Genomic DNA, 22862 nt, shown 5'->3' with positions numbered 1-22862 from the left:
TCCGATGCTGGCATCCGGCGCGTCAGTCTTCTATGCTGTCGTTCTCGCCGCACGGGCGACACCGGCAGCTTTTGTTGTCACTCAGTTCTTTTCTTCGAGGAGCGACCATGTCACTGCGCATCAACGACGAGGCCCCCAACTTCAAGGCCAAGACCACGAAGGGGGACATCGACTTCCACCAATGGATCGGCGATCAGTGGGCCGTCCTGTTCTCGCATCCCAAGGACTTCACGCCGGTGTGCACCACCGAGCTGGGCTACATGGCCAAGATCGAGCCGGAGTTCACCAAGCGCAACGCCAAGCTGATCGGCCTGAGCATCGACCCGGTCGACGCGCATGACCGCTGGTGCGACGACATCGAGGAAACGCAGGGTGCCCGCCCCAATTACCCGATGATCGGCGACACCGACCTCCAGGTGGCGAAGCTCTACAACATGCTGCCGGCCGAGGAGCCGGGCAGCTCCGAGGGCCGCACCGCGGCCACCAACGCGACGGTGCGCTCGGTCTTCGTCATCGGTCCCGACAAGAAGATCAAGCTGATGCTGACCTACCCGATGACCACCGGCCGCAATTTCGACGAGATCCTGCGCGTGCTCGACTCCATGCAGCTGACCGCCAAGCACAAGGTCGCCACGCCGGTGAACTGGAAGCAGGGCGAGGACGTGATCATCGCCGGCTCGGTCTCGGACGAGGATGCCAAGAAGCTGTTCCCCGGCGGCTGGGAGGCGCCCAGGCCCTACCTGCGCGTGGTCAAGCAGCCCGGGTGAGCCCGGCAGCCGCATGGTCTTCGAGCAGGTCGCGACCGGTGGCTGCCAGTCCTATCTGATCGGCTGCGAGCAGAGCTGTGCCGCCGCACTGATCGATCCGGAGCTGAGCCAGATCGACCACTACCTCGGCCTGGCCGCGCGCCACGGCGTGCGAATCCGCTACCTGATCGATACCCACACCCACGCCGACCATTTCTCGGCCACGCGCGAACTCGCGCGGCAGCTCCAGGTGCCGGTGGTGATGCACCGCGCCAGCCCGGCGCCCTTCGTCGATTTACGGCTGGCCGACGGCGAGATGCTGGTGCTGGGGAAGCTCCGGCTGTCGGTACTGCACACGCCGGGCCATACGGCGGATTCGATGTGCCTGCAGGTCGAGGACCGGCTCTTCACCGGCGACACCCTGCTGATCGGCGCCACCGGCCGCACCGACCTGCCCGGCGGCGACCCCGAGGCGCTCTACGACAGCCTGTTCAACCGCGTGCTGCGGCTGGACCCCGCGCTCAAGGTCTGCCCGGCGCACGACTACAAGGGACGCACGCACTCGACCATCGGCGAGGAGCTGGCCAACAACCCGCGGCTGCAGAAGCGCGAGCGCGCCGAGTTCGTCGAGATGATGAGGAGCCTGAACCTCACGATGCCCACCCACGTCACCGAGGCGCTGCGGACCAACATGAGCGGCGGCAAGACGGTGGCGCGGCTGCTGGCCGAGGCAGCCGCGACGGTGCCCTTCATGTCGCTCGCCGAACTCAAGGCGCGCGTGGAGGCCGGCGAGGACGACCTGATCGTGCTCGACGTGCGCGAGCGCGAAGCCTACGAGGCCGGCCATGTGCCCGGCGCACGGCTGCTGCCGCGCGGCCAGCTGGAGCTGCGCGTCAACCAGGACCTGCCCGATCCCACGCGCCGCATTCTCAGCTGCTGCGAGCTGGGGTACATCTCGACACTGGCCGCCGCCACACTGCGCAACATGGGCTTCCAACACGCGGTCGCGCTCGACGGGGGCATGAAGGCGTGGCGCGAGGCGGGCTACCCACTCAAGGTCGGCAAGGAACCCTAGTCCATCGGCGACCCGGCGCCGCGCGCAGCCCACGACAACCAGAGACAACAGACATGGCTCGACTTTCCCCCGGCGAGATCGCCCACTACCAGCGCGAAGGCTGGGTCATCCCCGAGTTCCGCCTGCCGCCGCGCCGCGTGGCGCAAATGCACGACGCGCTGGGCGAGCTGATCCGCCGCAACCCCGGCGTGCGGCCCGAGAAGCTGGTCTCGGCCCATATCGAGGGCGACAACGGCGAGGGCGTGCGCGGCAGCAGGCAGTTCCTCGAGCTGGCGATGGACCCGGAGATCGTCGAGCTGGTCTCCGGCGTGGTCGGCGAGGACGTGATCCTCTGGGGCTGCCACGTCTTCTGCAAGCCGGCCAGCGAGGGCTTCGAGACGCCCTGGCACCAGGACGGCCACTACTGGCCGATCCGGCCGCTGGCCAATTGCACGGTGTGGGTAGCGCTGGAGCCGTCGACGCGCGCCAACGGCTGCCTGCGCGTGATCCCGCGCTCGCACCGCGGCGGCGTGCTGCATCCGCACCTGCACGAGGAGCGCGAGGATCTCACGCTCAACCAGCGCATGGCAGCCGGCAGCTTCGACGAAAGCGAGGCCGTGGACCTGGAACTGCAGCCGGGCCAGATGTCGCTGCACGATGTCTACATGATCCACGGCGCCCGCGCCAACACCTCGAACCAGCGGCGTACCGGCGTCGCGCTGCGCTACATGCCGTCCACCTCGGTATTCGAGCGCGACCTGCGGCCGGCCGACGGCAAGACGGGGGTCGCGGTGAACTTCGCGCAGCGGCCGCTGTGGCTCCTGCGGGGCGTGGATCGCAGCGGGCGCAACGACTTCGAGGTGGGCCACCGCCGGCACGTGGCCGATCGACCGCAGCCTGCTGCGCCGGGCCGCGGCTGAGATCCGGACCTCCCGAACCCCGCCCCAGGCCACGCCTCAGGCCTGCGTGCTACGGTCGGGCGCCATGCGATTCGACCTCATCGACCTGCGCCTCTTCCTGAACGTGGTGGAAGCCGGCACGATCACCGGCGGCGCGGAACGCACGCACATGACACTGGCATCGGCCAGCGAGCGGGTGCGTGCCATGGAGGCCGAGATCGGCGTCGCGCTGCTGCTGCGCGACCCGCGCGGGGTGCAGCCCACCGAGGCCGGCCGCACGCTGCTGCATCACGCACGCACGGTGCTGCTGCAGATGGAGCAGATGCGCCGCGAGCTCGGCGAGTACGGCGCGGGCTTCAAGGGCCATGTGCGCCTGATGTGCAACACCTCGGCCCTCACCGAGCACCTGTACGAGGCCTTGAGCGGCTTCCTGGCGCGGCACCCGCGCATCTCGGTGGACCTGGAGGAGCGCACCAGCCCCGACATCGTGGAGGCGCTGCGCCATGAACTCGGCGACCTGGGCATCGTCTCGGATGCGGTCGACCTGGCCGGACTCGAAGCCTTCACCTTCCGGCAGGACCATCTCGTGCTGGTGGTGCCCAAGGGCGATGCGCTGGCCGGGCGCAGGCGCGCCGGGCTGCACGAGGTGCTGGAGCGCGAGTTCGTCGGGCTGGGCGGCACCAGCCCCCTGCAGGAGCTGGTCTCGCACAACGCCCGCCGGCTGGGGCGGCGGCTGGCCTACCGCGTCCGTGTGCGCAACCTGGAAGCGGTATGCCGCATGGTCGAGCAGGGCGTGGGCGTCGGCGTGGTGCCGCAAGCGGTGGCGATGCGCTGCGCGAAGTCGATGGCGATCGCGCGCATTGCGCTGACCGACCCCTGGGCGCTGCGCAACCTGGTGGTCTGCATGCGCCGGCGCGAGTCGCTGCCGGCCAATGCGCAGCTGCTGCTGCACCACCTGCTCGGCAGCCCCTGAGCCCCCGGGCTCAGGCGAGTGCAGCCATGCTGCTCGTCGGCGCGTCGGCGTCGGGGAGGGCGCTCTCCGCGCCTGCCAGCACCGCCGCCGCGTGGATCTTGTCGTGCCCATGGAGCCAGGGAATGGTCTCGTCGTTGCGCAGCATGGCCAGCTCGCGCTCGTAGAAGCTCATCAGCTCGGTGCCCGTGCTGTGCGAGAGATACAGCCGCATGTCGTGCTCGGCGATGCCCAGGTAGCCGTCCAGCACCAGCTCGACATGCAGGTGATGCAGGCCGCTGGCGCGCAGGTTCATGCCGGAGAGATAGAGCGCCTCGGCCGTCATGGCCGTGGACATGGCCAGCGTGCCGCGGGTGCGCAGCAGCGCCTCGGCCTGCGTGATCCGGGCGATGAAGCCGGCGAGGTTGTGGCCGCGATAGCGCGGATGCACCCAGCCCGCGCCGATGTAGCCGAAGAGCGCGTGCGCGTTGAGCTTCGGGCCCGTGTCCGGCAGCCAGCCTTCCTTCTGCTTGCAGCGGTAGAGCGCCCCCTGGTCGTAGGCCTGCCCGACGCGGCGGACCGTGTGGTCGTTCTGCATGGTCCGGAAGCCGCTCAGCGCCACGGGTGCGGTGCCGTCGTCGAAGCAGACCCAGAAGTTGTAGGGGTTGGCGTCCTTCGGATCGTCCAGTACGAAGGGCAGCTGCACATAGCCGGTGCCGGTCGCAGCCTCGTAGGTCTTCAGGAGCACCGACAGATCGTCGCCGAAACTAACCGTCAGGCCGGATTCCTCCAGCTGCTGCACGAGTTGATCCTGGTATTCCTTGATCTCCGAGAGTTGCATGACGGGTCCTTCAGGTGATGGCATTAGTTGGTCTGGTTCATTCGCAGCCAGGGTGCCCTGGAGCATTCCGACGACAGATTGCGCATTACTCCACTTGCGCAGCTACGACGCAAGTTGTATGTGACGCTCGTCCAAAAACCAGTGGGGCAAATAGTACAAAGTGTTACGTGAAGTAATCACATTTTTGTACTTGCCGAATTCGTGGTAGTACTTTTGTGCGCCTTGGAGGAGCCCCAACGTACGCCGTGCGACCCGGCGCAGCCGTCAGTCATGTCCGCATCGCGGCGCCGGCAACGGCGTAAACCCCCAGCTTGTAGGCAAAGCCATACATGGCCGCCGGCGCCATACGCCATATGGCGGAAGACGCCGTTTAATTGGCCCTCCATCATCCGCAATTGCCCGCAAAAATCGACTAAATCGATGAAACAGTGCGCCTGCAAGCAACGCGCCGATCTACAGTGGGGCACTCAAGGGAATCATGACCAGAGCGAAACTGCGAATCACTGGACCCAAATCAAGCCCCTATGTGCTGGGCGAGCCGATGTACCTGTACGACGGTTCGCTGCACATTGCGACCCTGGACCCGGTCCCGGTCAATCGCGAAGGCACTGAGGTCCACATCGAGCATTTCGCGCCGACGGCCACCGTCACGCAGCAGAAGCTGGAAATCAGCAAGCTCGCGCTGGTCGAGATGGTCTACTTCATCGCCGAGAATTTCACCTCGGTACAGGCCATCAGCCTGTCGCTGAGCCGCCAGGTCGAGGGCTACGGCGACGGCATGCGGCTCGCCGGCGCCCGCTCGGCCTTCCTGCAGAGCCTGGGCGCGAGCAACATCGTGATCGCGCCGAAGCCCAACGCCGAGCACATGGGCCACTTCATCGTCAGTGGATTGTGGGAGTACAACCCCGCGAACCTCGAGGCCCTGGTCTCCGTCCTGCAGCACGAGCGCGACACCTACTACGGGGGGCGACCTGCGCACGCCGAGCAGGCACGGCGCCCGGGCCTGGGCGCCTGGGTGCGGCGCTTCATTACCGGCGCTGCGCCGCGCACCGGCACCGGCACCGGCGAAACCGAGCGCTGAGGCCGATCCGATGCTGAGCACCCTGGCGCCCTTTCTCCTCCACTGGGCCATCATCGCCCTGTCGCTGTGGGTGGCCAGCCACATCTTCAGCGGCATCCGCTTCGAAAGCACCTCGGCGCTGGTGGTCTCCGCGCTGCTGCTCGGCTTTGCCAACGCGATCGTCAAGCCGATCCTGGTCCTGCTCACCCTGCCGCTGACCTTGCTGACCTTCGGCCTGTTCCTGCTGGTCATCAACGCGCTGGTGCTGCTGCTGGTGGCGGCGCTGGTTAAGGGCTTCAAGGTCTCGGGCTTCTGGACCGCCCTGTTCGCCAGCCTCTTCGTTTCGCTTCTGAGCATCGTGTTCGGCGCGCTGGTCGGCGGCGGCGACCCGGCCACGACAATCCAGATGCCGGACGGCGGCAACTGGCTGTAAGCGCGGCAGAGGGCTCGAGCGCCGCGGCCAGGGGCTGCGCGTCGCCCGCCACGTCCATCACAATGGCGCCCCACCCTGCGCCCGCTGCGCGGCGAAGTCCACGTACCAGTCCAGGCTGCCCGGGTTCGCCATGGCCTCGCGGTTCACCACCTTCTCGATCGGCTGGCCCAGCAGCAGCTTCTTGATCGGCAGTTCCTGCTTCTTGCCCGAGAGCGTGCGCGGGATCTCCGCGACCTGGAAGATGTCGTTGGGCACGAAACGGGGCGACAGCCGGGTCTTGATCGCGTCGTTGATCTTCGCGCGCATCGCCGCGTCGAGCGCGAGGCCTGGCCGCAGAACCACGAACAGCGGCATGTAGCTGTCGCGGCCCAGGTACTCCAGGTCGACCACCATCGAGTCGAGCACTTCGGGCAGGCCTTCGACCGCGCTGTAGATCTCGCTGGTGCCCATGCGCAGGCCCTGGCGGTTGATGGTGGCGTCGCTGCGGCCGTAGATGATGCAGCCGCCGTCCTCGCCGATCTTGAGCCAGTCGCCGTGGCGCCACACGCCCGGATAGGTGTCGAAATAGCTCGACAGGTACCGCGCGTTGCCCTCGTCCCCCCAGAAGTACAGCGGCATGGCCGGGATCGGCTTCGTGCACACCAGCTCGCCGACTTCGCCGATCACCGGCTGCCCCTGCTCGTTCCAGGCCTCGACCGCGGCGCCGAGGAAGCGGCACTGCATCTGCCCCGGCACTTCGGGCAATTCGCGGTTACCGCCGACGAAGGCGCCGCAGAAGTCGGTGCCGCCCGAAATGTTGTACCACCACACCGCAGGCGAGCCGGCCGCGAGCAACTGCGCCGTGCCCCAGCGCTGCACCTCCTCGGAGAGCGGCGATCCGGTGCTGCCGAGCGCACGCACGCGAGAGAGATCGCCGCAGGCCTTCGCCTCGATGCCGGCCTTCATGCAGTTTGCGAAATAGGCCGCGCCGGCGCCGAGGAAAGTGACCTTGTGCCGCGCCGCGAAGCGCCACAGCACGCCCCAGTCGGGCTTCTCCTTGCTGCCGGAGGGATTGCCGTCGTAGATGCACACGGTCGTGCCGAAGGCCAGCCCCGACAACTGCGAGTTCCACATCACCCAGCCGGTCGAGCTGTACCAGTGGTAGCGCTCGCCGAAGTTGTTCGCGCCGTAGCTGGGGCCCAGGTCGTGATGCAGGCCGCAGGCGTACATCGTGAGCAGGATGCCGCCCTGGCCGTGCACGATCGGCTTGGGCAGGCCGGTGGTGCCGCTGGAATAGACGATCCAGATCGGATGGTCGAAGGGCAGCCATTCGGGTTCGAAGGCCGCGGTCTCGCCGTCGTCGCGCGCGATGGCGCCGGTCCATTCGGCCTCGGCGGGGATCTGCTGCGCCGCGAAGGGCGTGCGCAGCAGCAGCAGCTTCTCGACGCTGGGTAGCGCAGCGCGCAGTTCCTGCACCACGGCGCTGCGGTCCAGCGCCTTGCCGCCATAGTGCACGCCGTCGGCGGCGATCAGCAGCTTGGGCTCGATCTGGCGGAAGCGGTCGACCACTGCGGCCGTCCCCATGTCGGGCGCGCAAACGCTCCACACCGCGCCGAGGCTCGAGCAGGCGAGGAAGGCGACCATCGTCTCGGGCACATTCGGCAGGTAGGCCGCGACGCGGTCGCCGCGCCGCACGCCCAGCGCGCGCAGCGTGAGCGCGCACGACGCGACCTGCCGGCGCAGTTCGGGCCAGGACATCTCCCGCACCTCGCCCAACTCGTTCTCGCTGACGATCGCCGGCATGCCGGCCGCGTGCGCGGCATCGACGTGGCGCAGCACCTCGTGCGCGTAGTTGACCTGCGTACCCGGGAACCAGCGCGCGCCCGGCATTCGCGCATCGGCCAGCGCGACCGTCGGCGGCACGGGCGAGCGGACGCCGCTCCAGTCCCAGACGCTGCGCCAGAAGGCCTCGAGGTCGGTGACCGACCAGCGCCACAGCGCATCGTAGGAATCGAAGTCCAGGCCGTGCTGCTCGCGCAGCCAGTCCTGGTAGAGGCGGATCTGGGGAACAAAGGGGGAGGAGATGGGTTTCACGGATGCAGCCTAACGCGCCGGTGCCCGTGGCTTCAATGCGGGAAAGCACAGGCCGGGGCCGGTCATGCAAGCGGCAATCCTGGGCCCAGGGTTCCGCACCGGCGCGAAAACAGGCATGCTCGGCGCTCACATGCCCCCTTCCCATCCCCCGCACTGGCGCGCCGAGCTCCTGTTCCGCATGCGCCACCTGCTGGCCCTGAAGATCGTCGGCGTCACGGTCTTCACCTGGCTCTTCTTCATCGGCTACTTCCAGCTGCTGCGCCATCCGGCCTACCCGATGACCGTGATGCCGCTGACCGCGCTCGACCACCTGGTCCCGTTCCAGCCCGAGATGCTGGTCGCCTATTTCTCGCTGTGGTTCTACGTGGGGCTCGCGCCGGGGCTGCAGCTCAATTTCAGGGAGCTGGTGGTCTACGGCCTCTGGGTCGGCGCCCTGTGCCTCGCCGGCCTGGGCTTCTTCCATTTCTGGCCGACCCAGGTCCCGCCGCTGATGGCCAGCGGCTCGGACTTCCCCGGCTTCGCGCTGCTGCAGGGCGTCGATGCGCCCGGCAACGCCTGCCCCTCGATGCACGTGGCGGTCGCGATCTTCACCGCCATCCGGGTGGACGACGTGCTGCGCCGCACGCGCGCGCCCCAGGCCCTGCGGCTGGCCAACTGGCTCTGGTTCGCCGCCATCGCGTACTCGACGCTCGCGGTCAAGCAGCATGTGCTGCTCGACGCGCTGGCCGGTGCGCTGCTGGGCATCGCCTTTGCATGGCCCTCGATGCGCTGGCGCCCCATGCCGGGCCGGGCGGCCGCCGTCGCCTTCGGGGGAGCGGATATCATCCCCCATCGATGACCCATGGCCCGCGTGAAGACGCACATCGCCCAATGAGTTCGCTGAAAGAATTACAGGACCTGATCCAGGAAAAGTACGGCCTCGACCCGGCGGCGCTCGACCCCAACGCCTCCATGCGCGACAAGGGTTTCGATTCGCTCACGCTGGTCGAATTCGTGTTCGCCGTCGAGGACCATTTCAAGATCTCCATGCCCGACCAGGACGTCAACGTCGACACGCTGGCCGAGCTGGCGGCCATGGTCGACAAGACCCTGGCCGCGCAGGCAGCCCAGGCCAAGTGAGCGCCGTGGAGGTCGTGGTCACCGGCTTGGGCGTCGTGAGCCCGCACGGCGACGACCCCGGCGCGATGTTCGACGCGCTCATGCGCGGCGAGTCGGCGCTGCGGCCCGTACTTCCCGAGTTGCCCAAGCCCACTGCCGCCGCGCTCGCACCCTTCGACGTGGCGCGCTGGTTCACCAAGCTGCAGTTGGCCGGGGTGGACCGCGTGAGCCAGATGGCCGTGGCCGCCGCCGACCTGGCGGTGCGCGACGCCGGCACGCTCGGCGATGCCGACCCCGAACGCATCGGCGTCTACGTCGGCTGCGGCATGGGCGGCGCCGCGGCGGTCGAGACCGCCTACCGCGGCGCCAGCACGCGCATGCCGCCGCTCACCGTTCCCTCCTTCATGCCCAATGCGCCGGCCGCACAGGTGGCGATGCGCCAGCAGGCGCAGGGGCCCGTGCTCACCTACTCGGTCGCTTGCGCGTCATCCAGCGTGGCGCTGGCCGAGGCCGCCAAAGCGGTGGCGCGCGGCGAGGTCGACGTGGCCATCGCCGGCGGCAGCGAGGCGCTGATCGTGCCCGGCGTGGTGCTCGCGTGGCAGGCGATGCAGACACTGGCCACCTTCGCCCCCGGCGAGGAGGCGCGCGCGATCCGCCCCTTCGCCAGCGACCGCAGCGGCTTCGCGCTGGGCGAAGGCGCCGCCTTCATGGTGCTCGAATCGGCCGAGCGCGCCCGCGCCCGCGGCGCAAGCAGCTATGCGCGGCTGGCCGGCTGGGGCATCGGCTCCGACGCCACCCATCTGACCAAGCCCGACACGCCGGGGCAGGCCCGCGCGATGCGCGCCGCCCTGCGATCGGCCGGGCTCGCGCCGCGCGACATCGGCTACTGCAATGCCCACGGCACCGCCACCCGCATCGGCGACGTGGTCGAGCGCAACGCGCTGGCGGAGGTCTGGGGCGAGGCCGCGCTCGACGAACTGCAGGTGAGCTCCACCAAGGCCCTGCACGGCCACCTGCTCGGCGCCGGCGGCGCGCTCGAAGCGGTGATCACCGTGCTGGCGCTGCACCGGCGCCAGCTGCCGCCGAATGCGCACTGCACGGCCATGGACCCGGAATGCCGGCTGAACCTGGTGCCGCAGCCAGGCGTGGCGGCGCCGCAGCTCGAAGCCGCGATCAGCAACTCCTTCGCTTTCGGCGGTACGAACTCGGTGCTGCTCTTCCGTCGCGCCTGAAGGCGCTCAGTCCGCGAGCTGGAGCCCCCGGCGGTTCACGCTCTCGACGATCTCCCGCAGGGAGTTGCGGCCCAGCCGCGAGAGCACGAAGAGCTTTCTTGCCGGCACGCGGGTCACATCGCGCACCGTGTGCAGCTGGTTGAGGCGCAGCACGTTCGTGGTGCGAAGCGAGAGCTTCAGGACTTCGATGTCGGCATCCAGCAGCGACTCGGTCGCGGGGCGGACTGCGGTGGCTTGACCAGCATCCATGGGGTGTCTCCGGAAAACGATGGCTGGAACTTGCACAGTTCATGCCATCGCCCAAGCCCCAGTGCAGTTGACAATTTTCATTGGGAAGCTGCCTCTCAAGACTGAAATTCAAGCAACCGAAATGCCTTGATTCCAGTCAATTGTCTTGTTGGCACACAGGGTTTTCCAGTGTCCGGGCGAGCTAATTTTTCGTCCACCGGTTGCGAAAAACGGTTCTTGGAGGCAACGCCTTCACCTCCTAGCATTCCTGTCACAAAGCCTTCACCGCCGCAGCTTTTGCGACACGAAGGCCCAGGTCGCGCTCTCATTTTTCTTGCCTTCAAAGGAATCTGCCATGGCCAATCTCCGGGACCCCGGTCGCCGCCGCCTTCTCAAGACCTCGCTCATGGCCGCCGGCCTCTCCAGCGGCGGGCTGCTGTCCATCGACGCGCTGGCGCAGGGCAAGGCGAAGATCAACATGCAGCTCGGCTGGATCGTCGGCGTCAACCAGATCGGCGAAGTGGCGGCCAAGCGGCTGGGCTTCTACGAGCAGGAGGGCATCGACTTCGCCATCCAGCCCGGCGGGCCCAACATCGACGGCGTGGCCATCGTCGCGTCCGGGCGCTACGAGGTGGGGCAGGTGTCCTCCAGCCCGTCGGTGATGCTGGCCGTCTCGCAAGGGCTGCCCATCAAGTGCTTCGCAGTCGGCGCGCAGAAGCATCCCTTCACCTTCTTCTCCCTGGCCAAGAACCCGGTGCGCAAGCCGGCCGACCTGGTCGGCAAGAAGGTGGGCATCCCGTCCACCGCGGCCATCCTGCTGCGCGCGCTGCTGGCGAAGAACAAGATTGCCGAGAAGGACGTCAAGGTCATCACCGTCGGCTCCGACATGGCGCCGCTGCTGACCGGCCAGGTCGACGTCGTCACGGGCTGGCTCACCAGCACCACCGCCCTCAAGGTGCTGGGCCCCGACCGCGTCGACCTCACGCTGTGGGACGCCGGCGTGCAGCTCTACGCCCTGCCCTACTACGCCTCGACCAAGACGCTGGAGTCGCAGCCCAGGGTGATCGAGGCCTTCGTACGCGCCACGGCGAAGGGATGGCAGCACGTGCGCGCCAACCGCGACCAGGCGGTGGAGCTGCTGGTCAAGGAGTACCCCAACCTCAAGGCGGAGGACGAGCGCGTGGCGGTCGACGTCATGCTCGACTACAGCTTCGGCGGCCTCGCGCAGACGCAGGGCTGGGGCGCGATGGACCCCGCCGTGTGGCAGCAGCAGATCGCAACCTATTCGGAGCTGGGCCAGTTCACGGCGCGCACGCCGAAGGTGGAGGATGTGATCACGCTCGACGCGCTGAAAGCCACCTCCGCCTCGCGCATCGGAAAGGCCTGACCCCATGGCCGCCGTCATGAACGCCGCGCCGGCGATCTCCTGCCGCGACATCGGCATGCGCTTCTTCACCGAGCGCCGCGATGTCACCGCGATCAAGAGCCTGGACCTCGACGTCGCGCAAGGCGAGTTCCTGACCCTGCTCGGCCCCTCGGGCTGCGGCAAGTCCACCTTCCTGCGCGTGGTGGCCGACCTGCTGGAGCCCAGCCGCGGCCGCATCGAAGTGCTCTCCACCAGCCCGCAGGCCGCACGCAGGAACCGCGACATCGGCTTCGTCTTCCAGGACGCGGCGCTGCTGCCCTGGCGCACCGCGCTGCAGAACGTGGAGCTGCCGCTGCAGGTGGGCGGCGGCGCCAGCCGCAAGGGCCGCCGCTCGCCCAAGGAGCTGCTGGAGCTGGTGGGCCTCAAGGACAAGTTCAACGCCTGGCCGCACGAGATGTCGGGCGGCCAGCGCCAGCGCGTGTCGATTGCGCGGGCGCTCGCCAGCGACCCGAAGATCCTGCTGATGGACGAGCCCTTCGGCGCGCTCGACGAGATCACCCGCGACCGCCTCAACGAGGAGATCCGCCGCGTGTGGAAGGAAACCGGCGTGACCATCCTCTTCGTCACCCACAGCATCCACGAGGCCGCCTACCTGGGCCAGCGCGTGCTGATGCTGGCGGCCAACCCGGGCCGGGTGCGCGAGATCGTCCCGGTCGAGCTGCCGGAGGACCGCACCCTCGACATCCGCGAGACCCCCGAGTTCGTGCGCCTCACCGCCCATCTGCGGCGCGTGCTGGAAACCTGCTGAGCGAGGCCCGAGCCATGAACACATCTTCCATCGACGTGAGCAGCGCATCCGCGGCCACCCTTGCCGCCCCGGACACCGAGTACCAGGCCTGGGCCACCGCGCGCCAGCGGCGCCTCTGGCGCCGCCGCATCCTGCCCGCGGCCGGCATCGCCGGCCTGATCGTGCTGTGGTGGGCGGTGATCGCGGCCTTCGACGTCAAGCCCTTCATCGCACCCACGCCCTGGGCCGTGCTGGAGACGCTCTACGCCAAGCGCGCGGTGCTGCTCGACAACCTGCTGCCCACCGCCATGGAGGCGGCCGGCGGCTTCCTGCTGGGCAACCTGGCGGCCATCGCCATCGCCACCGTCTTCGTGCACAACAAGACGCTGCAGGACATCTTCTTCCCCGTGGTGCTGATGTTCAACGCCGTGCCGCTGGTCGCCAAGGCCCCGGTGCTGGTGCTGATCATGGGCAACGGCATGGAGCCGAAGATCACCATCGCCGCGCTGGTGTGCTTCTTCCCCACGCTGGTGAACATGGTGCGCGGCCTCGAGTCGGTGAACCCGCAGGCCATGGAGCTGATGCGCGTGCTGTCGGCGAGCAAGACCGAGATCTTCTTCCGCCTGCGCCTGCTCAACGCCCTGCCCTACCTGTTCTCGGCGCTGCGCATCGCGGCCTCGATGTGCGTGATCGGCGCGGTGGTGGGCGAATGGGTCGGCGCCACGGTGGGCATCGGCGCGATGATTTTGCAGGCCACCTTCAACTTCGACTCGCCGCTGCTGTACGCCGCGATCGTCATGAGCGCGAGTCTCTCGGGCCTGTTCTTCCTGCTCGTCACCCTGGCCGAGCGCTGGGTCATCCGTTGGCACCCCGAGAGCACGAATTGAGACCACCCCCGTATCGGCTCACTTCGTGTAGCCGAGTACCCCCTCGAGGGGGCAACACCAGCGGCCTGGCGAAGCCAGTTCCGCGGTGTTCCCGAACTGTCAGATTTCACTAGGAGACCCCTATGAGCCGTATTGGCGACTGGATGCAAGAACCTGCGCACGACATTCGCGTCGCAGCCGAATCGGACGTGGTGGTGGTCGGCGGCGGCCCCGCCGGCCAGGCGGCGGCCGTGGCTGCTGCGCGCAACGGCGCCAGCGTGACCCTGCTGGAGCGCTACAACCACCTGGGCGGCCTGGCCTCGGGCGGCATGGTGCTGGTGCTCGACGACATGTGGGACAGCCACCTGCGGGAGATCTCGGTGCGCGGCATCTGCCTGGAGATGATCGAGCGCATGGCCGAACGCGGCCTGGCCGAATACCCCAGGCAGAAGGACTGGGGCACCCTGCCCGAGTCGGTGCGCCGCTGGAAGCGCTGGGGCACCTTCGACTTCCACAGCAAGTCGAAGCCGCACCCGATCTGCTTTGCCGCGGCCTTCGACCCGGACGCCTTCAAGCGCGCCTCGCTCGAGATGGTGCAGCAGGCCAGCATCAACCTGCGCCTGCACTCCTGGTTCTCGCGCACGCTGGTGGCAGACGGGCAGGTCAAGGGCGTGGTGGTCGAATCGAAGAGCGGGCGCGAAGCCATCCTGGGCAAGGTGGTGATCGATGCCACCGGCGACCTGGACGTCGCGGCCTCGGCCGGTGCGCCGCACATCAGCGGCGCCTACATCGTGACCACGGTGTTCCGCCTCGGCGGCGTCGACACCGACGAGGCCGAGCGCTTCGAGCACGAGGAGCCGGAGGCCTTCGCGGCGATCGACCGCGAGGTCAAGCACATCCTGGGCGGCGCCTGGGATTCGTGGTGGCTCAAGACCCCGCTGCCCGGCGTGGTGTGGTGCAACTGCCCGCACATGTCGGGCCTGGACGGCCTCAAGGTGGCCGACCTGACGCGTGCCGAAATACAGGGCCGCGCCACCATCCACAAGGTGATCGAGTTCATCCGCGCCAGGCTGCCCGGCTTCAAGGACTGCTACCTCGTCGACCTGGCGCCGCAGACCGGCATCCGCCAGACGCGCCTGCTGGAGGGCGAGTACGTGATGACCAAGGAAGACGTGGCGCAGCGTGCCCGCTTCGAGGACAGCGTGGCGCGCGGCCGCGATTACTACTACCCCTACCGCACGCTGGTGCCGCGCAGCCTGGAGAACCTGCTGGTGGCGGGGCGTCACTACTCGTCGACCTCGGCCGCGCAGAAGATCTCGCGCGAGATCCCGCCCTGCATGGCGATGGGCGAGGCCGCCGGCACCGCCGCCGCACTGTCGCTCGATGCCGGCGTCGCGGTGCGCGACGTGGACATCGCCAAGCTGCAGCGCACCCTGCGCGCGCAAGGCGCCGACCCCGGCGACCAGAAGGGGCCGAACGCCGACACCCCCGCCCTTGCCCGTTCCTTCGCGGAGGCCGCATGACGAATGGCAACAACCTGCCGCTGGCCGGCATCCGCGTGATCGACTTCACGCAGGTCATGATGGGTCCGGTCTGCACCCAGATGCTGGCCGATCACGGCGCCGACGTGATCAAGGTCGAGCGCAAGGGCGCGGGCGACCTGAGCCGCTCCACCTTCGCGCCGGTCGCGGGCGAGGACAACCCGATCTTCTGCAGCCTCAACCGCAACAAGCGCAGCGTCGAGATCGACCTGCGCGACGCGGCCCAGATGGAGCTGGTGAAGGCGCTGATCGCGGATGCCGACGTGGTCTGCAACAACTTCCGCGCCGGCGTGATGGAGCGCCTGGGGCTGGGCTACGAGGACTGCCGGCGCATCAACCCGCGCATCGTCTACGCCGTGGGCACCGGCTTCGGCGAGACCGGGCCCTACGCGCACAAGGGTGGACAGGACGTGCTGGCGCAGGCCCTGACCGGCGTGATGGCGCGCCGCGCCGATGCTTCCGTGCCGGTCTCGATCTACCCGACCGCGCTGGCCGACTACACCGCCGGCATGCACATGGTGCAAGGCATCCTGTTCGCGCTGCTGCAGCGCGAGCGCACCGGCGAAGGCCAGAAGATCGCCGTCTCGCTCTACAACTCCATGCTCGCCATGCAGATGCAGGAAGCGGCCATGGTCATGATGGAGGACTCCGAGGTCAACTGGGCCGCGATGCCGCTGTCGGGCGTGTTCGAGACGCAGACCGGGCCGCTGGTGCTGGTCGGCGCCTTCAAGGCCAACCCGCTGCGCGACATCTGCGCGGCGCTGGAGATCGAGGACCTGTCGCAGGATGCGCGCTTCGCCGACCTCGCCGCGCAGTTCGCGCACAAGGCCGAGCTGCACGCGATCTTCCGCGAGCGCTTCGCGAGCCACACACGCGAACACTGGCTGGCACGCCTGGAAGCGCAGGACCTGCTCTCGGCGCCGGTGCGCGACATGCGCGAGGCGCTGGTCGATGCGCAGACGCTGCACAACGAGATGATCCTGGAGGGCAACTCCCCCTCCGGCCGCAAGCTGAAGTTCATCGCCAGCCCGATCCAGATGTCGAGCGCACAGGCCGAACTGCGCCGCGCGCCGCCCAGGCTGGGCGAGCACACCGCCGAGCTGCTCGCCGAGGCGCGGGCCTTGATCGAGGAGGCCGACGCATGAGTGGTGTTCTGTTCGAAGTCGCGAACCACGTCGCGACCGTCATCATCGACCGCCCCGAGGTGCTCAACGCCGTGGACATGGCCACCGAGGCCGAGCTGCTGCGCATCTGGGACGAGATCGAGCGCCGCGAAGACGTGCGCGTGGTGGTACTCACAGCCACCGGCGAACGCGCCTTCTGTGCCGGCGCCGACCTCAAGAACACCTCGAACCTGAAGGGCGTCGAGTACTGGGGCGCAGCGCGCCCCGGCGGCTTCGGCGGCATCGCGCTGCGCGAGACGCTCGACGTGCCGGTGATCGCGCGCGTCAACGGCTTCGCGCTCGGCGGCGGGCTCGAGATGGTGCTGGGCTGCGACCTCGTCGTGGCCTGCGAGGAAGCGAGCTTCGGCCTGCCCGAGCCGCTGGTGGGCCGCCTGCCGCTGGACGGCGGGATGGTGCTGCTGCAGCGCCAGATCGGCTTTCGCCATGCGATGGGGATGATGCTCACCGGCCAGCGCGTCAACGCCCGGCGTGCGCTCGAGATCGGGCTGATCAACGAAGTGGTGCCGCGCGCCGAGCTCGAGACCGCCGTCGAGCGCTGGGTGCAGCAGCTGCTGGCCTGCGCGCCGCTCTCGCTCAAGGCCATCAAGCAGGTGGTGCGGCAAACCGGCACGCTGTCGCCCACGCAGGCCCACGGCCAGCGCCTGCCCGCCCTGATGGCGGCCCTGCGATCGGAAGACGCCAACGAGGGCGTGCTCGCCTTCCAGCAGAAGCGCAAGCCGCAGTGGCTGGGCCGCTGAGCCTGGGCAGCGCAGCAGCCGCCATGGCCCACGTCATCACCACCGCCTGCATCGACTGCAAGGACGGCGCCTGCGTGCCGTGCTGCCCGGTCGATTGCATCTACGAGGGCGAGCGCACTCTGTACATTCAGCCTGATGAATGCATCGACTGCGGCGTTTGCGTGTCCGCCTGCCCCGTCCAGGCGATCTACGAGGAACATCGGCTGCCGCCCGAGCTCACCCGCTATATCGCGATCAACCGCGAGTTCTTCGGTGCCGAGGTCAGCGGCCTCGGCTCCCCCGGCGGGGCCGAGGGGCGGCGCGTCGCCTGCGACCATCCGCGCATCGCGCTGGAAGTGCCGGACGCGGCCGCCGCGGGATAAGAACGCCGGCGGCTTCTTCTCCGGGAGGGTGCAGCCATGCACGCCAGCGTCCTGAAGTACTTCATCGAGGTGGCGAGCTGCGGCTCGGTGCGCAAGGCCTCCGAGCGGCTGTTCGTCGCGGCCAGCGCGGTCAACCGCCAGATCCACAAGCTGGAGGACGAGCTGGGCGTGGAGCTCTTCGACCGCATGCCGAACGGGCTGCGCCTCAACCCCGCCGGCGAACGCCTGCTCAAGCATGCCCAGGAAACGCTGCACCAGTTCCAGGTGATGCGCACCGAACTCGATGCGCTGAAGGGCGAGCGCACCGGCCATGTGAAGGTCGCGTCGATGGACTCTTTCTTCGAGGAGCTGCTGCCGGCCGCCGTCGAGGAGTTCCTGCAGATCTTCCCCGCGGTGACGTACACCATCACCTCGACCCAGCCGATGGAGGTGCCGCAACTCGTGATGTCGGGCCAGGCCGACGTGGGCCTCAGCTTCGTGAGCCGGCTGCCGGGCGGCGTGAAAGCGGTGAGCCTGGCCAACCTGCCGATCGGCATCGTGCTGCCGCCCGGCCATCCGCTCGCCAAGCACGAGCGCATTGCGCTGAAGGACTGCGCGGGCTATCCCTTCCTGCGCTCCAGCTCGCACCCGGTGATCAGCGCCACGCTGTCGGCCGAGTTCGCGGCGTTCTGGGACGACATGGAGCCGGCCGCGACCTGCAACTCCACCCCCTTGCTCAAGCGACTGATCATGGGTGGCAAGGGCATCTCCTGCTTCTCGAAGATCGCCTTCATCGAGGAGCTTCGGCGCGGCGATCTGCTGTGGCGGCCCTTCGCGCTGCCGGCACTGAACCAGCTGCAGGTGGGCATCGTGGTGCCGACCCAGCGCGCGCTGCCGCACGTGACGCAGAACTTCGTGGGGCGGATGGCGCGAAGGCTGACGCAGCTGGAGCTGACCGCGGCGGCGCTGTGACAGGCGCGAGGTGTCGGCGCGCGGTGTCGGCTGACAAGCGCTTCGCGCCAACGGCAACAAAATGATTCACCGGCCCCCCCCGCGTGCGCACCCGCCCGGCCCACCTGAAGGAGACGATCATGAAGCTTCGGACACTCTGCCTGCTCCTGGCCTCCCTGGCATTCGCGGCCCTCGCCGGCTGCGACCCCAAGCCGCAGCCGCCCAAGGCGCAGCAGGCCTCACTTGCCGAGGTGGTCGCGCACGTCCTGCACTGAGCTGCCGACCGCAGCCACCGCGAGCCGCAGCTCGGTCTCGCTCACGCAGAGCGCCTCGGTCCAGTGGTCGACGTCGCTCGGGTCGGTCACGTCGATGAGGCGCACATTCGCGTCGGCGACGGACGGAATGAACAAGCGGGCGGGGGAGGTCACGACTTCGGGCATGGAGATGGTGGGTGAAGGTGGATCTTGGATCAGAGCGTGCCCTCGCCCGCACCCCGGGCTCGTAGGAAAAGCCTGCATCGTCCTACCCGCCAAAGGCGGACGCTGTCAGTCCCGGCAGGTCAGGCCCAGGTCTCCAGCACGGCTGCGCGCACCGCGTCGACGGCGGGCGCCCGCCGGCCCTCGGGTTCCACCCAGCACAGCCAGGTGTGCGAGCGCCAGCCCGGCCAGATCCGCAGCTCGCCGTTGCGCTCGGCCTGCTCGGCCTGGTCCCGTCGCAGCAGGCCCGGGCCCAGGCCGCTGGCGACCATGCTGCGTATCGCGCTCTCGCTGTCGGCCGTGCGGTTCGGGCGGTACTCGCGGCCGACGCCGGCGAACAGGCTGTCGAGGTGCCTGCGCATCACGCAGGATGTGGGCGTGCCCACCCACGGCAGCTCGGTGAGCTCTTCCAGCTGGAGCCCAGGCCGCGCCTCGGCCAGCGGCACCGGCAGCGTCACCACCAGGTCGACGGCGCCCAGCCGATGCAACGACAGGCCGTCGATCGCCTCGGCGTCGCCGAGCGAATAGGCGCAGTCCAGCTCGCCGCGCTGCACGGCCGCCAGCGTCTGGTGCGACAAGCCCTGCTGCAGTTGCAGCGAGACCTGCGGATGGCGCTGCGCCAGCTTCACCAGCACCTCGCCCAGCCGCAACGCCACCGGGTCCACCACCGTGCCGAAGCGCACCACCCCTTGCGCCGCGCCGCGGATCTGCTCGGCGGCCGAGCGCATGCGCATCGCCGAGGCCAGGGTGCGCTCGGCTTCCTCGAGCAGGGTCTGGCCGGCCTCGGTCGCCACCATGCCGCGCGGCGTGCGCTCGAAGAGCTTGACCCCGAGCTCGTCTTCCAGCGCCTTGAGCTGAGCGCTCACCGCCGGCGCGCTGGTGAACACCCGCTCGGCGGCCCGGGTCAGGCTGCCTTCGCGGGCGATGGCGACGAAGGTCTTGAGTTGGTAGAGCTCCATGGCGGCGATTGTGAGCGTCCCGCGCGCGCGAGGCCATTCGCAAATCCTGAGGCCCCCGTCCAAAGAAACGAATGGTTTTCCGCGGCGCCGGCGCCCATTCTTCCGGGCATCCACCCATCTTCAGGACCTGTTTTCATGCGTACGTCTTCCCCTTGGCTCGGCATCGCCGCGCTGCTCGCCGCCACCTCCTCGTGGGGTGCCATGTTCCTCGTCAGCAAGGAGGTGCTTCAGCACGTCGACCCCTTCTGGTTCACCTTGATCCGCTACAGCCTCTCCGCCCTGTTCCTCGCCGCGCTGCTGGTCCCGCGCGGGGCCGCGCCGTGGCACCAGCTGCGCAGCCACGCCGGCCCGCTCGCGCTGCGCGGCGTGGCCGGCTTCGGCGTGTTCAGCGTGATGGTGCTGACCGGCCTGGCCCATTCGGTGCCCTCGCACGGCGCCATCATCATGGCCACCACCCCGATCACCACGCAGCTGCTGCGCTGGCTGCTGGACGGCGTGCGGCCCACCCGCATCACGCTGCTGACCAGCGCGCTCGCACTGGCGGGCGTGGTCGTCGTCTCGGGCGTGCTGGTTTCATCGAACGGCGATGCGGCATCGACCGCGTGGGGCGACGCCATCGCCCTGGCCGGCACCCTGGGCTGGGTCTGGTACACCCGCGGCGCCGCGCAGTTCGCGGGCCGGCTGGACGTCGTCGAATACAGCGCGCTGACCGTGCTGGCCGCCTGGCCCCTGCTGCTGATGGGCGCGCTGGGTGCGACCGCGCTTGGCCTGGCGGAGCTTCCGCAGGTGCAAGGGCTGGAATCGTCCTGGCACGCGCTGCTCTACGTGGGGCTGGTTCCTTCCGCCGTTGCCGTGCTGGCCTACAACTTCGGCGTGCGCAAGCTGGGGCCGGTGACCGGCACCGCCTTCATCAACTTCGTGCCGGTCTCGGCGCTGCTGATGAGCGTGGCGCTGGGCAAGCTGCCCTCGGCGAGCGAACTGCTGGGCATGGGGATGGTGGTGGGGGCGCTGTTGATCCACACGGCGGGCAGCCGGCTCGGGGCGGCGCGGATCGAGCTCCATGTCGACCGCGCATGCCGCGCGTCGTCCTGAGGCATTGCGCCCTCCCCGGGAAGGGGGCAACTAGGCGTAGCGCGCCGCGACCTGGGAGCTGGACAGCCGCCCCGACATCGCCCGCCGCGCCGCCTCATAGGCATCCCACTCGGCCTGGTCCGGCAGCGAGGGGATCGTGACCGTCTCGCCCAGGTCCAGCCCGGCGAGCGCGGCGTCGACCAGGTTCTCGGCCGTCATCACGATCTCGCTCGGGAGATGCTGCACCGGCAGCCCCGCCGTATCCCAGAACTCGGTGGCGGTCGCGCCGGGCAGCACCGTCTGGATGCGCACGCCCTGGCCCGCCAGCTCGTGCTGCAGCGACTGCCCCAGCGCAAGCACATAGGCCTTGCTGGCGCCGTAGACCCCGTTCAGCGTTTCCGGCGAAACGGCCACGATGGAGGCGATGTTCACCAGCGTCGCGCCCGGGCGCTTCACGAAGGCCGGAACCGCCGCGTAGGTGAGCCGCGTGAGCACGTTCACGTTCAGCGCGATCATGGCTTCCATCTTCCCGATGTCCGAGGCCAGCAGCGGCGCGGTCGCCCCGACGCCGGCGTTGTTCACCAGCATGTTGATCTTCTCGTTGCTGCGCAGCACCTCCTCGACGCGCGCCAGGTCGGCCTTGTCGGTCAGGTCGGCGGCCAGCGTCTCGACCCGGCGCCCGGTGTCGCGGACGAGCCGGTCGGCCAGCGCTTGCAGCCGCTCGCGGTTGCGCGCGACCAGGACCAGGTCATGGCCGCGGCGTGCCAGCCGGTCGGCGTAGAGCGCGCCGATGCCGGATGAAGCGCCGGTGATGAGGGCGGTGCCCCGGGTGTTTGCTGAAGTCATGGCGTCGAGTCCTTTTTCGGTGGATGCGGGCCCGTCGCAGGGCCGACGGTCCATCGAAGTGTGCGCCGTGGCCTCCTGTCCCGAATGACGTATATCCCACCTTTCAGGACATCCGAATCCATTGACCATCCGCACCGCTGCCCGTACCCTGCGCGCCATGCGTCGCATCGGCATCCTCGTCTTTCCCGGTTTCCAGATCCTCGACCTGGCGGCCATCGCCGCTTTCGAGCTGGCCAACATGCTGCTCGGCGAGCCGCACTACCGCGTCGAGCTGTTGTCGGAGGATGGCGGCATGGTCGCGAGCTCCAGCGGCGCGGCGGTCGATTCCCGCCGCTTCACCACCGCCCGTTTCGACACCCTGGTGATGACCGGCGCGCTGGCTCCCGCCCCCACCACTCCCAGGCTGTGCCGCTTCCTGTGCTCGGGCTTGCGGCATGCGCGGCGCGTGACCAGCATCTGCACGGGCGCCTTCGCCCTGGCAGAGGCCGGCCTGCTCGACGGCCGGCGCGCCACCACGCACTGGGCCTTCGCGCAGGAGCTGCAGCGCCGCCATCCGCAGGTCCAGGTGCAGCCCGACCGCATCTTCATCAGCGACGGCCCGGTGTGGACTTCGGCCGGCATGACGGCCGGCATCGACCTCGTGCTGGCGCTCGTGGAGCAGGACCTGGGCGCCGAACTCGCCCGCGCCGTCGCCAGGAAGCTGGTGGTCTATTACCGCCGGCCGGGCGGCCAGTCGCAGTTTTCCGCGATGCTGGAGCTGGAGCCCCGGTCGGACCGGATCCAGAAGACGCTGGCCCATGCGCGCGCGCATCTGCGCGAACCGCTGTCGGTCGACGACCTGGCCGAAGTCGCACACCTCAGCCCGCGCCAGTTCAGCCGCGCCTTCAAGGCCGAGACCGGTCAGTCGCCGGCGCAGGCGATCGAGAGCCTGCGCGTGGAAGCCGCCCGCACGCTGATCGAAGCTGGCGAGCTCGCGCTCGGCGTGGTCGCGCGCGAAGCCGGCTTCGGCGATCCGGAACGCATGCGCCGGGCCTTCCTGCGCACGTTGGGGCAGCCGCCGCAGAGCATCCGGCGCAGCGCGCGGGCAGCGGGTGGGACCGCGCAGGCACAGGCCACGTGATCCG

The 22862-nt window shown here is 69.0% G+C and carries 26 protein-coding genes; 20 read left to right on the top strand and 6 right to left on the bottom strand.

Annotated features, from left to right (window positions below):
• The first annotated feature begins 107 nt into the window (after positions 1–107).
• The 4 genes from E5P3_RS01330 (at position 108) to E5P3_RS01315 (ending at position 3672) form a co-directional block, all read left to right on the top strand.
• The gene (locus tag E5P3_RS01330; RefSeq protein WP_162584347.1) at positions 108–767 is read left to right on the top strand and encodes a peroxiredoxin; all 660 of its coding nucleotides are present in this window, start codon (positions 108–110) and stop codon (positions 765–767) included.
• 13 nt (positions 768–780) lie between these two features.
• A complete protein-coding gene (locus E5P3_RS01325) occupies positions 781–1821 on the top strand; it encodes an MBL fold metallo-hydrolase (RefSeq protein ID WP_162584346.1) in 1041 nt (346 codons plus the stop codon).
• A gap of 53 nt (positions 1822–1874) precedes the next feature.
• Positions 1875–2720, top strand: coding sequence for a phytanoyl-CoA dioxygenase family protein (locus E5P3_RS01320; RefSeq protein ID WP_162584345.1), 846 nt, complete (start codon positions 1875–1877; stop codon positions 2718–2720).
• 64 nt (positions 2721–2784) lie between these two features.
• On the top strand, positions 2785–3672 hold the full coding sequence (locus tag E5P3_RS01315; protein WP_162584344.1) for a LysR substrate-binding domain-containing protein: 888 nt from the start codon (positions 2785–2787) through the stop codon (positions 3670–3672).
• 10 nt (positions 3673–3682) lie between these two features.
• Here E5P3_RS01315 and E5P3_RS01310 read toward each other — a convergent pair whose 3' ends face one another.
• Positions 3683–4489, bottom strand: coding sequence for a hypothetical protein (locus tag E5P3_RS01310; RefSeq protein ID WP_162584343.1), 807 nt, complete (start codon positions 4487–4489; stop codon positions 3683–3685).
• 478 nt (positions 4490–4967) lie between these two features.
• Between E5P3_RS01310 and E5P3_RS01305 the strand changes: the two genes are divergently transcribed.
• Together E5P3_RS01305 and E5P3_RS01300 are read left to right on the top strand one after the other, a co-directional pair.
• The gene (locus E5P3_RS01305) at positions 4968–5570 is read left to right on the top strand and encodes a hypothetical protein (RefSeq protein ID WP_162584342.1); all 603 of its coding nucleotides are present in this window, start codon (positions 4968–4970) and stop codon (positions 5568–5570) included.
• Positions 5571–5580: 10 nt separating this feature from the next.
• Entirely contained in the window at positions 5581–5982 is a 402-nt protein-coding gene (locus E5P3_RS01300) for a phage holin family protein (protein ID WP_162584341.1), read from the top strand.
• Positions 5983–6039: 57 nt separating this feature from the next.
• Here E5P3_RS01300 and E5P3_RS01295 read toward each other — a convergent pair whose 3' ends face one another.
• Positions 6040–8055, bottom strand: coding sequence for an acetoacetate--CoA ligase (locus tag E5P3_RS01295; protein ID WP_443083225.1), 2016 nt, complete (start codon positions 8053–8055; stop codon positions 6040–6042).
• A gap of 130 nt (positions 8056–8185) precedes the next feature.
• On the opposite strand from E5P3_RS01295, the gene E5P3_RS01290 reads away from it, so the two are divergent.
• The 3 genes from E5P3_RS01290 to E5P3_RS01280 are packed head-to-tail and all read left to right on the top strand — an operon-like array spanning position 8186 to position 10385.
• The gene (locus tag E5P3_RS01290) at positions 8186–8893 is read left to right on the top strand and encodes a phosphatase PAP2 family protein (RefSeq protein WP_232072943.1); all 708 of its coding nucleotides are present in this window, start codon (positions 8186–8188) and stop codon (positions 8891–8893) included.
• Between the two features lie 32 nt (positions 8894–8925).
• On the top strand, positions 8926–9174 hold the full coding sequence (locus tag E5P3_RS01285; RefSeq protein WP_162584340.1) for an acyl carrier protein: 249 nt from the start codon (positions 8926–8928) through the stop codon (positions 9172–9174).
• Positions 9171–10385 (top strand): beta-ketoacyl-[acyl-carrier-protein] synthase family protein, encoded by a 1215-nt coding sequence (locus tag E5P3_RS01280; RefSeq protein ID WP_162584339.1) that lies wholly within the window; start codon positions 9171–9173, stop codon positions 10383–10385. Before E5P3_RS01285 ends, E5P3_RS01280 begins: the two co-directional genes overlap by 4 nt.
• A 6-nt stretch (positions 10386–10391) precedes the next feature.
• On the opposite strand, the gene E5P3_RS01275 is transcribed toward E5P3_RS01280, so the two are convergent.
• On the bottom strand, positions 10392–10634 hold the full coding sequence (locus tag E5P3_RS01275) for a DNA-directed RNA polymerase subunit alpha C-terminal domain-containing protein (RefSeq protein WP_162584338.1): 243 nt from the start codon (positions 10632–10634) through the stop codon (positions 10392–10394).
• A gap of 334 nt (positions 10635–10968) precedes the next feature.
• Between E5P3_RS01275 and E5P3_RS01270 the strand changes: the two genes are divergently transcribed.
• The 9 genes from E5P3_RS01270 to E5P3_RS36105 all read left to right on the top strand — a co-directional run bounded on the left by E5P3_RS01270 (position 10969) and on the right by E5P3_RS36105 (position 18661).
• Positions 10969–12000, top strand: coding sequence for an ABC transporter substrate-binding protein (locus E5P3_RS01270; RefSeq protein WP_162584337.1), 1032 nt, complete (start codon positions 10969–10971; stop codon positions 11998–12000).
• 4 nt (positions 12001–12004) lie between these two features.
• Entirely contained in the window at positions 12005–12787 is a 783-nt protein-coding gene (locus E5P3_RS01265; RefSeq protein WP_162584336.1) for an ABC transporter ATP-binding protein, read from the top strand.
• Positions 12788–12801: 14 nt separating this feature from the next.
• A complete protein-coding gene (locus E5P3_RS01260; RefSeq protein WP_162584335.1) occupies positions 12802–13653 on the top strand; it encodes an ABC transporter permease in 852 nt (283 codons plus the stop codon).
• A 122-nt stretch (positions 13654–13775) separates the two neighbouring features.
• Positions 13776–15155, top strand: a complete 1380-nt coding sequence (locus tag E5P3_RS01255) for an FAD-dependent oxidoreductase (protein ID WP_162584334.1) — start codon at positions 13776–13778, stop codon at positions 15153–15155.
• Positions 15152–16318 carry a CaiB/BaiF CoA transferase family protein gene (locus E5P3_RS01250; RefSeq protein ID WP_162584333.1) on the top strand — a complete coding sequence of 389 codons (1167 nt, stop codon included), beginning with the start codon at positions 15152–15154 and terminating at the stop codon, positions 16316–16318. The genes E5P3_RS01255 and E5P3_RS01250 overlap by 4 nt, the downstream gene beginning before the upstream one ends.
• Positions 16315–17094, top strand: coding sequence for an enoyl-CoA hydratase-related protein (locus tag E5P3_RS01245; RefSeq protein ID WP_162584332.1), 780 nt, complete (start codon positions 16315–16317; stop codon positions 17092–17094). Before E5P3_RS01250 ends, E5P3_RS01245 begins: the two co-directional genes overlap by 4 nt.
• Before the next feature lie 23 nt (positions 17095–17117).
• Positions 17118–17456, top strand: coding sequence for an indolepyruvate ferredoxin oxidoreductase subunit alpha (locus E5P3_RS01240; protein ID WP_162584331.1), 339 nt, complete (start codon positions 17118–17120; stop codon positions 17454–17456).
• 36 nt (positions 17457–17492) lie between these two features.
• Positions 17493–18407 (top strand): LysR family transcriptional regulator, encoded by a 915-nt coding sequence (locus tag E5P3_RS01235; protein ID WP_162584330.1) that lies wholly within the window; start codon positions 17493–17495, stop codon positions 18405–18407.
• A gap of 119 nt (positions 18408–18526) precedes the next feature.
• Positions 18527–18661 carry a hypothetical protein gene (locus E5P3_RS36105; RefSeq protein WP_269473966.1) on the top strand — a complete coding sequence of 45 codons (135 nt, stop codon included), beginning with the start codon at positions 18527–18529 and terminating at the stop codon, positions 18659–18661.
• Here the strand turns inward: E5P3_RS36105 and E5P3_RS01230 are convergent.
• Both E5P3_RS01230 and E5P3_RS01225 read right to left on the bottom strand, forming a co-directional pair.
• Positions 18626–18814, bottom strand: coding sequence for a DUF3606 domain-containing protein (locus E5P3_RS01230; RefSeq protein WP_232072942.1), 189 nt, complete (start codon positions 18812–18814; stop codon positions 18626–18628). The genes E5P3_RS36105 and E5P3_RS01230 overlap by 36 nt on opposite strands.
• Before the next feature lie 131 nt (positions 18815–18945).
• Positions 18946–19821, bottom strand: a complete 876-nt coding sequence (locus tag E5P3_RS01225; RefSeq protein WP_162584328.1) for a LysR family transcriptional regulator — start codon at positions 19819–19821, stop codon at positions 18946–18948.
• 135 nt (positions 19822–19956) lie between these two features.
• On the opposite strand from E5P3_RS01225, the gene E5P3_RS01220 reads away from it, so the two are divergent.
• Positions 19957–20913: a DMT family transporter gene (locus tag E5P3_RS01220; protein ID WP_162584327.1), complete on the top strand. Its 957-nt coding sequence runs from the start codon at positions 19957–19959 to the stop codon at positions 20911–20913.
• Positions 20914–20943: 30 nt separating this feature from the next.
• Here the strand turns inward: E5P3_RS01220 and E5P3_RS01215 are convergent, their stop codons facing one another.
• Positions 20944–21738, bottom strand: a complete 795-nt coding sequence (locus E5P3_RS01215; protein WP_162584326.1) for an SDR family NAD(P)-dependent oxidoreductase — start codon at positions 21736–21738, stop codon at positions 20944–20946.
• 157 nt (positions 21739–21895) lie between these two features.
• Here E5P3_RS01215 and E5P3_RS01210 point away from each other — a divergent pair, with 157 nt between their 5' ends.
• Entirely contained in the window at positions 21896–22858 is a 963-nt protein-coding gene (locus E5P3_RS01210; RefSeq protein WP_162589472.1) for a GlxA family transcriptional regulator, read from the top strand.
• The last annotated feature ends 4 nt before the right edge of the window (positions 22859–22862 follow it).

This window comes from Variovorax sp. RA8 (assembly GCF_901827175.1).
Classification (GTDB): Bacteria; Pseudomonadota; Gammaproteobacteria; order Burkholderiales; family Burkholderiaceae_C; genus Variovorax.
The sequence above is the reverse complement of the archived record's forward strand: the minus strand, read 5'-3'. Positions and strand labels throughout refer to the sequence as shown.